We start from the raw sequence: 14,138 nt of genomic DNA, 5'->3' as shown, positions 1-14,138 counted from the left end.
GCAGCCGGTGATGATCCACCAGGCGGGCCGCGCCGCCGCCACGAAATCGGCGGCGGACCCGACCGCGGACGCGGTTCCCGGGCCGCTCCCGCCCGCCAGCCCGGCGGCCAGGACCGCGCCGACGACCGCCACGCCCAGCGTCCCGCCGGTCTGCCGGCTGGTGGAGGCCACCGCCGAGGCCACGCCCGCCTGCGCGCGCGGCATCCCGGCGACGGCGGTATCGGTGATCGGCGCGTTCACCATGCCGAAGCCGAGCCCGAAGAGCACGTACCCGCAGAACAGCACCGGCGTCGAGCTCTCGGCCGAGAACGCGGCGAACAGCAGCCCGCTCGCGGACATCGCCACCCCCGCGACGGCCAGCGGCAGCCGGGGCCCCCGGGAGCCGACCAGCCGCCCCGACAGCGGAGCGCACAGGCCGGTCAGTGCCGCCATCGGCAGCATGTAGAGGCCGGCGTCCAGGGCGTCGAGGTCGCGGGCTTCCTGGAGGTAGAGGGTGTTCAGGAACAGGAACCCGGAGAGCGCGGCGAAGGCGCTGACCGCGATCACCGTGGCCCCGCCGAAGGGGGCGCTGCGGAAGAACCGCGGGTCGATCAGGGGCTCCGCCCGCCGCCGCTCGTACACCAGCAGTCCGGCCAGGCAGGCGGCGGCGAGCGCCGCGCAGCCGAGGATCAGCGGGGAGTGCCAGCCGGCGGCCGGGGCTTCGATGATCCCGTACGTGACGGAGCCGAGCAGTCCCATGACCAGCAGCTGCCCGACCGGATCGGGGCGGCGCGGGTGCTCGGCCCGCGACTCGGGGACGTAGCGCAGGGTCAGGGCGAGGGCCAGCAGTCCGACGGGGAGGTTGATCCAGAAGATGGACCGCCAGCCGACGGAGTCCACGAGCAGGCCGCCGATCAGGGGACCCGCGGCCATGGAGACGCCGACGACCCCGCCCCAGGCGCCGATGGCGCGGGCGCGCTCGCGAGGGTCGGTGAAGGTGTTGGTGATGATCGACATGGCGACCGGGTTGAGCATCGAGCCGCCGACCGCCTGGAGCATCCGGAAGCCGATCAGCCAGCCCAGGCCCGGCGCGAGCGAGCAGAGCACCGAGCCGGCGGTGAAGAGGACGAGGCCGACGGTGAAGACCTTGCGGCGCCCGATGCGGTCCGCGGTGGAGCCGGCCAGCATCAGGAGGGCGGCCAGGACCAGCGTGTACGCGTCGATCGTCCACTGCATGCCGGCCACGGAGGCGTCCAGGTCGCGGCGCATGGACGGGAGGGCGACGTTCAGGACCGTGTTGTCCAGACTGACGATCAGCAGGCTCATGCAGCAGATCGCCAGGACCAGCAAGCGTCTCCTGGGGCTCATGTCGCGCATGATGACGATAGTACGCCTAACTAAAGAAATGTGACCCGCGGCGCGACTGCGCGACAATGGTGGGATGACCACGCTCCCTCCGCCTCTCGCGATCGGCCCCTACACCGTGCAGCCCCCGGTGGTGCTCGCGCCGATGGCAGGCATCACCAATGCCCCGTTCCGTACCCTGTGCCGCGAGTTCTCGGGCGGCAAGGGGCTGTTCGTGAGCGAGATGATCACGACCCGGGCCCTGGTCGAGCGCAACGAGAAGACCATGCAGCTGATCCACTTCGACGAGGCCGAGAAGCCCCGCTCGATCCAGCTGTACGGGGTAGATCCCGCGACGGTCGGCAAGGCCGTCCGCATGATCGTCGACGAGGACCGCGCCGACCACATCGACCTCAACTTCGGCTGCCCGGTCCCCAAGGTCACCCGCAAGGGCGGCGGCTCGGCCCTCCCGTACAAGCGCAACCTGCTGCGCGCCATCCTGCGCGAGGCGGTCGCCGGAGCCGGCGACCTCCCCGTCACGATGAAGATGCGCAAGGGCATCAACGACGAGCACCTCACCTACCTCGACGCCGGCCGGATCGCCGTCGAGGAAGGCGTCACCGCCATAGCCCTGCACGGCCGCACCACCGCCCAGCACTACGGCGGCACCGCCGACTGGGAGGCCATCGCGCGGCTCAAGGAGCACGTGCCGGAGATCCCCGTGCTCGGCAACGGCGACATCTGGTGCGCCGAGGACGCGCTGCGCATGGTCCGCGAGACCGGCTGCGACGGCGTGGTCGTGGGGCGCGGCTGCCTGGGGCGGCCGTGGCTGTTCAACGACCTGGTCGCGGCCTTCGAGGGACGGCCCGAGGACTTCCACAAGCCCACGCTGCGCGAGGTCGCCCGTACGATGCTGCGCCATGCCGAACTGCTGGGGGAGTGGATCGGCGACGAGGCGCGCGGGGTGATCGACTTCCGTAAGCACGTGGCCTGGTACACCAAGGGCTTCTCGGTGGGTTCGGAGATGCGGCAGAAGCTCGCCGTGACCTCCTCCCTGGCCGAACTGGATGCTCATCTGAGCGAGCTCGACTTGGACCAGCCGTGGCCGGTGAGCGCGGACGGTCCGCGCGGCCGGACGTCCGGAAACAACCGGGTTGTCCTGCCCGAGGGCTGGTTGAAGGATCCTTACGACTGCGCGGGCGTGGGTGAGGAAGCCGAACTGGACACGTCCGGAGGCTGAGAAGGCGATGGCAAAACGTGCCATCACTAGCGTGACATACGCCACGCATGGGTGAGGTTTCGCTCAGATGAGCGGATTGGTCACGGGTAAGACTTTCAAAGGGTGGCACTGGGTGCCACCCTTTGAGCGTTCAACTCTTGAACGCAAATGTATCGATGATCGCTCATCCGAGCGTCGACAGGCCTCTCTGAGCCCCTCACTCTTCGAGAGGTGAAGACTCTTCGTATGTTTTGGCTACCCGTCAGTTACATTCGATCTGCTGGCGCGTCGGTAGTTACGGCCACATGACGACCAAGTGGACGTACCCATAAGCCTTCGATCTGGGTATGTTCCTGGCCGTCAGGGCAGCCACCGAGCCTCGAGGAGTCGAGACCCGTGTCGGAAAACAAAGATCAGAAGTTCGTCTACGACTTCACCGAGGGCAACCGCGACCTCAAGGACCTTCTCGGCGGCAAGGGTGCCAACCTCGCCGAGATGACCAACCTGGGTCTGCCGGTCCCTCCCGGCTTCACCATCACCACCGAGGCCTGCAAGGTCTACCTCGACAGCGGCGAGGCCCCGGCCGCGCTGCGCGAAGAGGTCAGCGCGCACCTCGACGCCCTCGAGGCGAAGATGGGCAAGAAGCTCGGCCAGTCGGACGACCCGCTGCTGGTCTCCGTGCGCTCCGGCGCGAAGTTCTCGATGCCCGGCATGATGGACACGGTCCTCAACATCGGTCTCTCCGATGCGTCCGTGACCGGCCTCGCCACCCAGGCCGGTGACGCGCGCTTCGCGTGGGACTCGTACCGCCGCCTCATCCAGATGTTCGGCAAGACCGTGCTCGGCGTGGACGGCGAGCTCTTCGAGGACGCCCTCGACGGGGCCAAGGCCGCCAAGAAGGTCACCGTCGACACCGACCTCGACGCCGCCGACCTCAAGAAGCTCGTCACGCGCTTCAAGAAGATCGTCGCGAAGGAGGCCGGCCGCGAGTTCCCGCAGGACGCCCGCGAGCAGATGGACCTCGCCGTCGAAGCGGTCTTCAACTCCTGGAACACCGACCGCGCCAAGCTCTACCGCCGCCAGGAGCGCATCCCCAGCGACCTGGGCACCGCCGTCAACATCTGTTCCATGGTGTTCGGCAACCTCGGTCCCGACTCGGGCACCGGCGTCGCCTTCACCCGCGACCCGGCCAGCGGCCACGCGGGCGTCTACGGCGACTACCTCCAGAACGCCCAGGGCGAGGACGTGGTGGCGGGCATCCGCAACACCGTCCCGCTGGCGGACCTGGAGACGATCGACAAGGCCTCGTACGACCAGCTCATGACGATCATGACGACGCTGGAGAACCACTACAAGGATCTCTGCGACATCGAGTTCACCATCGAGCGCGGCCAGCTGTGGATGCTGCAGACCCGCGTCGGCAAGCGCACCGCCGGCGCCGCCTTCCGCATCGCCACGCAGCTCGTCGACCAGGGCCTCATCGACGAGGCCGAGGCCCTCCAGCGCGTCAACGGCGCCCAGCTCGCGCAGCTGATGTTCCCGCGCTTCGACGAGGACGCCAAGACCACGCTGCTCGGCCGCGGCATCGCCGCCTCCCCGGGCGCGGCCGTCGGCAAGGCCGTCTTCGACTCCTACACGGCCGTCAAGTGGTCCCGCTCCGGCGAGAAGGTCATCCTGATCCGCCGCGAGACCAACCCCGACGACCTGGACGGCATGATCGCCTCCGAGGGCATCCTGACCTCGCGCGGCGGCAAGACCTCGCACGCCGCCGTCGTCGCCCGCGGCATGGGCAAGACCTGCGTCTGCGGCGCCGAGGACCTCGAGGTCGACACCAAGCGCCGCCGCATGACGGTCGGCGGAACGGTCGTCGAAGAGGGCGACGTCGTCTCCATCGACGGCTCCACGGGCAAGGTCTACCTCGGCGAGGTACCCGTAGTACCGTCCCCGGTCGTCGAGTACTTCGAGGGCCGCATGCACGCCGGCGCCGACGACGCCGACGAGCTCGTCGCCGCCGTGCACCGGATCATGGCCTACGCCGACCGCGTGCGCCGCCTGCGCGTGCGCGCCAACGCCGACAACGCCGAGGACGCGCTGCGCGCCCGCCGCTTCGGCGCCCAGGGCATCGGCCTGTGCCGCACCGAGCACATGTTCCTCGGCGAGCGCCGCGAGCTGGTGGAGCACCTGATCCTCGCGGACACCGACAAGGAGCGCGAGGCGGCACTCAGCGCCCTCCTGCCGCTGCAGAAGAAGGACTTCGTCGAGCTGTTCGAGGCGATGGACGGCCTGCCCGTCACCGTCCGCCTGCTGGACCCGCCGCTGCACGAGTTCCTGCCCGACATCACCGAGCTGTCGGTGCGCGTCGCCCTCGCCGAGTCCCGCAAGGACGCCAACGAGAACGACCTGCGCCTGCTCCAGGCCGTGCACAAGCTGCACGAGCAGAACCCGATGCTGGGTCTGCGCGGGGTCCGTCTCGGCCTGGTCATCCCCGGCCTGTTCGCCATGCAGGTCCGGGCGATCGCCGAGGCCGCGGCCGAGCGCAAGAACGCCAAGGGCGACCCGCGCCCCGAGATCATGGTCCCGCTCGTGGGCACCGTCCAGGAGCTGGAGATCGTCCGCGAGGAGGCCGACCGGGTCATCGCCGAGGTGGAGGCCGCCACCGGCACCAGCCTCAAGCTGACCATCGGCACCATGATCGAGCTGCCGCGCGCCGCGCTGACCGCCGGCCAGATCGCCGAGGCCGCGCAGTTCTTCTCCTTCGGCACGAACGACCTGACCCAGACGGTGTGGGGCTTCTCCCGCGACGACGTCGAGGCCAGCTTCTTCACCGCGTACCTGGAGAAGGGCATCTTCGGGGTCTCGCCGTTCGAGACCATCGACCGCGAAGGCGTCGGCTCGCTGGTCCGCAGCGCCGTCCAGGCCGGCCGGGCCACCCGTCCCGACCTCAAGCTCGGCGTCTGCGGAGAGCACGGCGGGGACCCCGAGTCCGTCCACTTCTTCCACGAGGTCGGCCTCGACTACGTCTCCTGCTCGCCGTTCCGGATTCCGGTCGCGCGCCTGGAGGCCGGCCGTGCCGCCGCCGAGTCGAAGGGCAGCGACAGCCGCTGACCGCCCGCCGGCCCCGACACGGGGGCCCATGAGACCGCGCCTGCCCGGGTTCCCTGACGCCCTGGGCAGGCGCGTCCATTTCCCGGCTGTTCCCGCCCGGGCCGTTCCCGCCCCGGCCTCCGCCGTTCCCTGCGCGGAGAAATCGTTCAATGTTGTTCCAATGGTCTTAACGGCAACAGGCGGTGGACGGATCCCCACCCGTCCACCGCCTGCCGCCTATCCGCCGGACACGTCGGCGCTTCCCGGTGCGACCGACCGCCAGGCCCCGCAAAGCCCCCCACGGCCTTCGCGGAGCGTTTCGGTCGCGCCGGAGTGTGCCCGGCGGAGTACAGGATTTCGGTTGTCACGCCCCCGCCGAAAGGGGTTTCAACTGTGGCTGAAAGGCCATGGTGACCACGTGTGACGGCGTGCATACTCGTGGGGCGGGGCGATTGCGGTTGCACAGGTGGGGGTTCGGTGCTGCGTATCCATTTCACTGGAGTGGACCTGGCACGCTTAAGGATGGCAGGACGTCCGGATGCGTTGTGGGAAACAATATTGAGTTTTCACCGTCTGAGAGACCGGCGAGATACCCGGCTCTTCGGTGAATGGCGCACGGAAACCCGGAGCAGGCTGAATGGTGAGACGCGACTTCTCGGTGCGCTGATACCGAGTCGCGGTTATTTCCCCGATTTCCTCACCCCCGTCGAGGGGCGGTACGGATGGGACGTCGGGCTGGACGCCTTGCGCGCGATCCGTCCCGAGCGGATGCGCCGCGAGCTGATGCTGCTCGGCCAGGGCGCGGGGACCGGCTCCGGGATGGCGGCGGCCTTCGGGATGCCCGCATCCGCGGGCGGGACCGTCGACGGCCTCGTGCCGAGGCGGCTGCGGGACTTCATGGAGGACGCCACCACGCACCTGCCCCGGCTCCTCGGTGAACTGCGGGGCTACCACCGGGCGGCCGTGGAGCCGTACTGGAGCCACATCCAGGCCCAGATCGAGGCCGAGCGGGCCGCACGCGGCCGGGCGCTGCTCGACGGCGGAGCGGACGAGCTGCTCGCCTCGCTGCCGCCGATGCTGCGCTGGCGGGCCCCGGTGCTGGAGTGCGACTACCCGGTGGACCGGGACGTACGGCTACGGGGGCGCGGGCTGCTGCTCCAGCCGTCCTTCTTCTGCCGGCGCACGGCGGTGACCCTGCACGATCCGGAGCTGCCGCCGGTGCTGGTCTACCCGGCGGCCGCGGAGCTGGCCTCGGCGCAGCCCGGCGGCGAGGCGGCCCGCCCGGCGGAAGAGCAGCGCCGCTACCGCCAGCGCAACCTGGGCAAGCTGGTCGGGCACACCCGCTCGGTGGTGCTCCAGGCGATCGGCGACGGGGCCACCACGAGCGAGCTGGCCCGGCGCGCAGGGGTCTCGCTGGCCTCCGCGAGCCAGCACGCCGGTGTCATGCGGGAGGCCGGACTGGTCACCACGCTGCGCCGGGGCAACGCCGTTCTGCACACGGTGACTCCGCTCGGAGCCGCGCTGCTCAAGGGCGGGGCGGTGGCCTCGTGAGGTGACGTCAATTCCCCGTGACGAGGGGATCGACCGGGGCGGGGGGTCATTGGCCGAGGAGGGATTCGGAATATCGGGACGCCTTTGGGGAACTCCTCGTGACGGAACGCATACGCGCCGTCGCATTGCGCGCACCTGTTCGAAGAAGTGGTCGGTCCCGGCGGGATACGGCTCCGGCGGAGACGCATTGCGGGACTTTCAGCCCTGGGGAGGGACCGGATGGGGGAGGATGGTGGAGTCATGACCCACATCGCCGCCGAAGCGGACATCTCGGGCCGCGGCGACCTCGATGTCGTGCTGCGCCGCTTCTACACGGCTGCCTTCGCCGATCCCGGGATCGGACCGTTCTTCACCGAGATCGCCGGCACCGACCTCGGCGCGCACCTGCCCAGGATCACCGACTTCTGGGAGCGGGCCCTGTTCCGCACCGCCGACTACCGGCGCAACGCCTTCGCCCCGCACGCCGCCCTCCACTCGGCCCGCGAGCTGACCGCCGAGGACTTCGGCCGCTGGGTGCAGTTGTGGCGCGCCACGATCGACGGACTGCACCGGGGGCCGAACGCGGAGCGCGCCAAGGCGACGGGCGAGCGGATCGCGCTGACCCTGCACAAGCGGCTGCACGGCGTGGAGGCCTCGCTGGAGAGCGAGGACGGGCTCGGCTTCGTCCCGCTGGCCGCCGTCAGGCTCCACTCCCTCGCCTGACGCGGACCCACCGCGCTCCGCCCGGCCGGGCCCGCGGGTCCGCGTGCGCCCGGCCGTCCGGGGCCGGGCTCCCGGCCCGGGGTCCTCAGGCCGAGGTCGCGGCGGTCCGCACGGGGAAGGTGCGGACCGCCACCTCGTCGTCGTCCAGGCAGCGCCCCGACTCCAGGTCGAAGCGCTGCTTGAGCAGCGGCGAGGCCACGAAGGCCCGCCCGGCCGCCGAGCCGACCAGCCCGCGCGAGAGCACGTGCGCCCCGGTGAAGGGGTCCTGGTTGCCGATGGCGTACGCGCGCCCCTTGCGGTCGACGAACACGGCGGCCTGGCTCCCGTCGGGCAGCAGGGCCGCGACCCCGCGCCCGGGAACCAGCGCGGACAGCTCACACACGGTCAGCCAGCCTTCCGCCACCTGCAGTTCGACGGTCATCGGGTACCTCCCAGGGATCCAACGGGCTCAAGGGTCAGGATGGTCAGGTCGGGCTTGACCTGGTCGCGCTCGGGGACGAACCTCACGGTCGGGTCGGGGGCGCCGGGCGCGTTGACGAAGGACACGAACCGGCGCATCCGCTCCGGGTCCTCCAGCGTTTCGGCCCACTCGTCGCGGTAGTGCGCCACGTGGTCCGCCATCAGCGACTCCAGCTCCGCGCACAGCCCGAGCGAGTCGTGCACGATCACGTCCCGCAGGTGGTCCAGGCCGCCCTCCAGCCGTTCCAGCCAGGTGGACGTGCGCTCCAGCCGGTCGGCGGTGCGGATGTAGAACATCAGGAACCGGTCGATGAGCCGGACCAGTTCGGCGTCGGACAGGTCCTGGGCCAGCAGGTCGGCGTGGCGCGGGGTGGCCCCGCCGTTGCCGCCGACGTAGAGGTTCCAGCCGCTCGCCGTCGCGATGACCCCGAAGTCCTTGCTCTGCGCCTCCGCGCACTCGCGGGCGCAGCCGGAGACCGCCGACTTCAGCTTGTGCGGGGCCCGCAGGCCCCGGTAGCGCAGCTCCAGGTCGATGGCCATGCGCACGGAGTCCTGGACCCCGTAGCGGCACCAGGTCTGGCCCACGCAGGACTTCACCGTCCGCAGGGCCTTGCCGTAGGCGTGCCCGGACTCGAATCCGGCGTCGACGAGCCGGGCCCAGATCCGTGGGAGCTGGTCCACGCTCGCGCCGAAGAGGTCGATGCGCTGGCCCCCGGTGATCTTCGTGTAGAGCCCGAAGTCGCGGGCCACCTCACCGATCACGATCAGCTTGTCGGGGGTGATCTCGCCGCCGGGGATGCGCGGGACCACCGAGTAGGAGCCGTTGCGCTGCATGTTCGCGAGGAAGTGGTCGTTGGTGTCCTGGAGGGCGGCCTGCTCCCGGTCCAGGACGTAGCCGCTCGCGCCGAGGGTGGCGGCGAGCGAGGCGATGACCGAGCCGAAGGCCGGCTTGCAGACCTCGCAGCCCTCGCCGCCCCGGGCGCTCTCGCGGCCGTGGCTGTCGAGGAGCTGCTCGTACGAGGTCACCCGAAGGGTGCGGACGATCTCGTAGAGCTCGGCCCGGGTGAAGGGGAAGCAGCCGCACAGTCCCTTGTCGGCGGCGGCCGGCAGGAGCTGGCCGATCACCTTGAGGCAGCTGCCGCAGCCCGTGCCCGCCTTGGTGCACTTCTTGACCTCGGGCAGGGTGGCGCAGGCGGTGATGGCCTTCTTGGTGACGTTGTGGCAGGAGCAGATCACCGCGGTGTCGGGGAGCGAGGCCGGGCCGAGGGCCACGGGCGCGCCGGCCCCGGCGGGCAGCACCAGCTGCTCGGGGGTGACGGGCGGGACGGAGCCGGTGAGGGGGCGCAGCAGGCCGTAGGAGTCGGCGTCGCCGACCAGGACGCCGCCGAGCAGGACGCCTTCGGCGGAGACGACCACCTTCTTGTAGACGCCGGAGCGGGAGTCGGAGTAGACGACGTCCAGGCTGCCCTCGGTGGCGCCGTGCGCGTCGCCGAAGGAGGCCACGTCCACGCCGAGCAGTTTGAGCTTGGTCGAGAGGTCGGCTCCGGTGAACTCCTTCTCGCGGCCCACCAGGTCCTCGGCGGCCGTCTCGGCCATCTCGTACCCGGGGGCGACCAGGCCGTAGACGCGGCCGTCGACGGCGAGCGCGCACTCGCCGATGGCGTAGACGTGCGGGTCGGAGGTGCGGCAGCGGGCGTCGACGGCGATGCCGCCGCGCTCGCCGACGCTCAGGCCGGACGCGCGGGCCAGCTGGTCGCGGGGGCGGACGCCGGCGGAGAAGACGACCAGGTCGGCCGGGACGGTGGAGCCGTCGGACAGCTTCATGCCGCTGACCGAGCCGTCCTCGCCGGTGACGACTTCCTGGGTGCCGACGCCGGTGTGGACGGTGAGACCCATGTTCTCGATGGTGCGCAGCAGGGCCGCGCCGCCGCCCTCGTCCACCTGGACGGGCATCAGGCGGGGCGCGAACTCCACGATCCGGGTCGTGAGTCCGAGGCCCTGGAGCGCGCCGGCGGCCTCCAGCCCGAGCAGTCCGCCGCCGACGACGGCGCCGGTGGTCCGGGTCTTGGCGTACTCCTCGATCGCGAGGAGGTCCTCGATGGTCCGGTAGACGAAACAGCCCGGGGCGTCCTTGCCGGGGACGGGCGGCACGAAGGGGTAGCTGCCGGTCGCGAGCACGAGCACGTCGTACGGGATCACGCGCCCCGAGCGGGAGGTGACGGTGCGGGCGTCCCGGTCGATGGTCTCGGCGGGGTCGTCGAGGTGGAGGGTGATCCCGTGCTCCGCCATGAAGGAGGCCGGGGTCATCGACAGGTCCTCGGGGGTGCTCCCGGAGAAGTACGAGGTCAGGTGCACCCGGTCGTAGGCGGGCCGGGGCTCTTCGCAGAGCACGGTGATCCGGTGCGTGGCGGTGGCGCCGAGCTCGGCGAGCGCCTCGAGGTAGCGCTGGCCGACCATGCCGTGGCCGATGAGCACGATCGCGGGGGTGGGCGTGGGCGTGGCTGCGGCCATGATCAGGAGCCTCCGTCGTCGGTGAGCAGGTGGTACACGTCGGTCGCGGTGTCGAGCGAGCAGTCGTCCTCCCAGCCCCGGGCGAGGGCGCCCACGCTGGAGAGTTCGCCGAGCAGGACCCCGCCGACGAGGCGGTCGCCGCGGACGACGACCTTGCGGTAGGTGCGGCGGGTGGCGTCGGTGAGGCGGACCACGTCGTCGCCGGGGAGCGGGGTGGTCTCGCCGAAGGCGGCGAGGTCGAGGGGCCGGTCGCCCCCGGCGGTGAGGGTGAGGCGGGTCAGGGCGCGGGTGCCGGTGTAGCCGCTCCCGGAGCCGGCGGTGATGCCGGGGCCGGTCCCGAGGAGCACCCCCGCGAGGGCGTCGGCCTGTTCCAGGGCGGGACCGGCCAGGCCGTAGACCCGGCCGGCGTGCTCGGCGCAGTCGCCGACGGCGTGGATGCGGGGGTCGCTGGTGCGGAGCCGGTCATCGACGATGACGCCGGTGCGGACGTCCAGGCCGGCGGCCTGGGCGAGGCCGATGCGGGGGCGTACGCCACAGGCGAGGACGACGAGGTCGGCGTCGAGGCGGTAGCCGTCGGCGAGCTCGACCCCCGTGACCCGGCGGTGCCCCGCGGGCGGTGCCGTAGGGGTCGTGGCCAGGCCGCGGACCCGGCATTCCGTGTGGATCTCGATGCCCATCGAGGTCAGGTGGGAGTGCAGCAGCGCCGAGGCTTCCGCGTCGAGTTGGCGTTCCATCAGGCGTTCGGCCTGCTGTGCCAGGACCACTTGGGCGCCGCGCTCGGCGAGGGCGCGGGCCGCCGAGACGCCGAGGAGGCCGCCGCCGATCACCACCGCGCGCACGCCGGGACGTACGGCCGCCGACAGGGCCACGCAGTCGTCCATGGTGCGGAACGCGTGGACCCCGTGGGGCAGTTCCCGGCCCTCGGGTTCGAAGAGGCCGCGCAGGGGCGGCAGGACCGGGTTCGAGCCGGTGGCCAGCACCAGCGTGCCGTACGGCTCGACCGTTCCGTCGTCGCAGTGCACCACCTGCTCCGCCCGGTCGATCCGCACCGCCCGCACCCCCCGGCGCAGCGCCGGGCCGGGGGCCGGGAGGGCCGTCACCTCCGGCGCGTAACGGCCGGCCAGGACCTCCGCGAGGAGCACCCGGTTGTACGGGACGTGCGGCTCCTCGCCGAGGACGCGCACGCCCCCGCCCAGCCGGGCGGCGAGCCGCAGGCCCGCGAGCCCGCCGCCGATCACCACCACGCGCTGCTGTTTCGAGGTCATGGAACGAGAGTGCGGGGCCGCTGTTTCCCCACGGCATCGCCCCTGTTTCCCCGACGGAACGCCGACCTCAGCATCCGGGTCGGGGGCCCGTGAGGCGTTCACGTCCTGCTGCTGCCCTACTGCTGCCCCGCTCTGCTCTGCTCGCTTCGGCCCGGAGAAGCTCAATCTTCGCGCAAGAATCCGGGGATCGATGGTCATTGCACCCAACCGGTCCGTAGGGTCGGGACCGTGCCTGACATATCGACAACCATGATCATCACCCTGTGCGTGGCCGCCGCCGCGGCAGGCTGGATCGACGCCGTCGTGGGCGGCGGGGGACTGCTGCTCCTGCCCGCCCTGCTGCTCGGCCTCCCGAACGCCCATCCCGCCACGGTCCTCGGCACCAACAAGGCCGTGGCCATCGTCGGCACCTCGGGCGCCGCCGTGACGTACCTGCGCAAGACCCCGGTGGACGTGAAACTCGCCGTCCGCATCGGACTCGCCGCCCTCATCGGCTCGATGGGCGGAGCCGCGCTCGCCGGCGGGATCAGCAAGGACGCCCTGCGCCCGATGATCATGGCCGTGCTGGTGGTCGTCGCCGGATTCGTCCTCTTCCGCCCCGCCTTCGGAACGGCCCCCGGCGCCGCTCCGGTCAGCCGCCAGAGGATCCTGCTCGCCATCGCCCTGGCCGGCCTCGGCATCGGCTTCTACGACGGTCTCATCGGGCCCGGCACCGGCACCTTCCTCGTCCTGGCCCTGACGGCCCTGCTCCACCTCGACCTGGTCACCGCCTCCGCCACCGCGAAGATCGTCAACGTGTGTACGAACGCCGGGGCGCTCGCGATGTTCGCCTACCAGGGCATGGTGCTGTGGCAGCTGGCCGCCCTGATGGCGGTGTTCAACCTCGCCGGCGCCATGATCGGGGCCGCCATGGCCCTGCGGAAGGGGACCGGGTTCGTCCGTGGCGTCCTCCTCACGGTCGTCGGGGCCCTGGTCGTCAAGCTGGGCCTCGAACAGTGGGGCTGACCTGGGGCGTAAGGTTTCGGGCGTGCCCCACCTCGAAATAGCCGATCTGATCGTCGCCTTCGACCCGCGCAGCGGCGCCCGGCTCCCGGTGCGCCGCGGTGACGTGGTCCGCGCGCTCGAAGAAGGCGGGGACCGGCACGCGGCCCGCATCGCCGCCGCACTGCCGGCCGGAGCCGACGACGTACTCGACCCGCTCGCCGTGGACCGTGCGGTGGTCGGCGTGCACACCGCGGTGCAGCGGCTCGACGAGGAAACGGGCACCGCCGAACGGCTGGTGGCGCTGCTCGGCCCGCTGTTCGAGACCATCCGCGAGATCGCCGGCCGCCGCGGCCGCTTCCGCCTCGTCGCCGTCGGCTCCGGGCTCGGCCACCTCGTACGGCGGCTCGCGGCCACCGGCGCGCTGGGCCCGGGCGTCGAACTCGTCGGCGTCGACCCGAACCCGGCGCTCGTCGCCGAGGCCGGCCGGCTGGCCCGCGCCGAGGGACTCGACTGCCGGTTCGTCCACGGCAACGCCTTCGACCTCCCGGAGGTCGCCACCGTCTACGTCTCCTCCGGCGTGCTGCACCACCTGCGCGGCCCCGCGCTCGGGCAGTTCTTCGAGGCCCAGGCCGACTCGCCGGCACTCGCCTTCTGCCACTTCGACATCGCCGCCACCCGGCTGGCGCCCCTCGCCGCCTGCATGTTCCACCGCACCCGGACGAGCGATCCGCTCGCCCGCCACGACGGGGTGGTCTCCGCACGCCGCGCCCACTCGGACGAAACCCTGCTGCGCGCCGCGACCGTACCGGGCATCCGGCCGCTGGTCCTGGCGGCACGAGGCCCGTCCAACCCCCTGCGCACCGGGGTGCGCCCCGTCCTCGGCATCCGGCCCTACCTGGAGGAGCCGCTGCGCCAGGCCCTCGGCGCCGCCGCCGGCCGACTGGTGGGCGCGGAGAGCCTCGGCCCGCGCGGGCTGCCGGGCTCAGGGCGGCCCGGGGGCGCCGGGGCCGAAGCCGTCGTCGGGACCGCCCCCTGAGGGC

10 protein-coding genes are annotated in these 14,138 nt (G+C 71.7%); 6 read left to right on the top strand and 4 right to left on the bottom strand.

The features are described from left to right. The coding region (locus J7E97_RS22795) for an MFS transporter (protein WP_215030388.1) at positions 1 to 1,356 on the bottom strand (1,356 nt) is incomplete at its 3' end. 64 nt (positions 1,357 to 1,420) lie between these two features. On the opposite strand from J7E97_RS22795, the gene dusB reads away from it, so the two are divergent. The 4 genes from dusB (at position 1,421) to J7E97_RS22775 (ending at position 7,879) form a co-directional block, all read left to right on the top strand. After that, entirely contained in the window at positions 1,421 to 2,563 is a 1,143-nt protein-coding gene (gene dusB, locus J7E97_RS22790) for a tRNA dihydrouridine synthase DusB (protein ID WP_215030385.1), read from the top strand. 375 nt (positions 2,564 to 2,938) lie between these two features. After that, positions 2,939 to 5,647, top strand: coding sequence for a pyruvate, phosphate dikinase (gene ppdK, locus J7E97_RS22785; protein ID WP_215030382.1), 2,709 nt, complete (start codon positions 2,939 to 2,941; stop codon positions 5,645 to 5,647). A 456-nt stretch (positions 5,648 to 6,103) separates the two neighbouring features. Beyond that, positions 6,104 to 7,177 carry a helix-turn-helix domain-containing protein gene (locus J7E97_RS22780; protein WP_215030379.1) on the top strand — a complete coding sequence of 358 codons (1,074 nt, stop codon included), beginning with the start codon at positions 6,104 to 6,106 and terminating at the stop codon, positions 7,175 to 7,177. Positions 7,178 to 7,417: 240 nt separating this feature from the next. Then, positions 7,418 to 7,879: a group III truncated hemoglobin gene (locus J7E97_RS22775; RefSeq protein ID WP_251054980.1), complete on the top strand. Its 462-nt coding sequence runs from the start codon at positions 7,418 to 7,420 to the stop codon at positions 7,877 to 7,879. Positions 7,880 to 7,964: 85 nt separating this feature from the next. Here the strand turns inward: J7E97_RS22775 and nirD are convergent, their stop codons facing one another. The 3 genes from nirD to J7E97_RS22760 are packed head-to-tail and all read right to left on the bottom strand — an operon-like array spanning position 7,965 to position 12,114. Next, positions 7,965 to 8,300, bottom strand: a complete 336-nt coding sequence (gene nirD / locus J7E97_RS22770; RefSeq protein WP_215030376.1) for a nitrite reductase small subunit NirD — start codon at positions 8,298 to 8,300, stop codon at positions 7,965 to 7,967. Next, positions 8,297 to 10,849, bottom strand: a complete 2,553-nt coding sequence (gene nirB / locus J7E97_RS22765) for a nitrite reductase large subunit NirB (RefSeq protein ID WP_215030373.1) — start codon at positions 10,847 to 10,849, stop codon at positions 8,297 to 8,299. Before nirB ends, nirD begins: the two co-directional genes overlap by 4 nt. A 2-nt stretch (positions 10,850 to 10,851) precedes the next feature. Next, positions 10,852 to 12,114: an NAD(P)/FAD-dependent oxidoreductase gene (locus J7E97_RS22760; protein ID WP_215030370.1), complete on the bottom strand. Its 1,263-nt coding sequence runs from the start codon at positions 12,112 to 12,114 to the stop codon at positions 10,852 to 10,854. Positions 12,115 to 12,342: 228 nt separating this feature from the next. On the opposite strand from J7E97_RS22760, the gene J7E97_RS22755 reads away from it, so the two are divergent. Next, positions 12,343 to 13,119: a TSUP family transporter gene (locus J7E97_RS22755; RefSeq protein ID WP_215030367.1), complete on the top strand. Its 777-nt coding sequence runs from the start codon at positions 12,343 to 12,345 to the stop codon at positions 13,117 to 13,119. Between the two features lie 22 nt (positions 13,120 to 13,141). Continuing rightward, positions 13,142 to 14,134, top strand: a complete 993-nt coding sequence (locus tag J7E97_RS22750) for a class I SAM-dependent methyltransferase (protein WP_215030364.1) — start codon at positions 13,142 to 13,144, stop codon at positions 14,132 to 14,134. Positions 14,135 to 14,138: the final 4 nt, after the last annotated feature.

Origin of the sequence: Streptomyces sp. ISL-66, assembly GCF_018614135.1 — a bacterium.
Taxonomy (GTDB): Bacteria; Actinomycetota; Actinomycetes; order Streptomycetales; family Streptomycetaceae; genus Streptomyces.
This window is presented reverse-complemented; position numbering and strand designations above follow the sequence as displayed.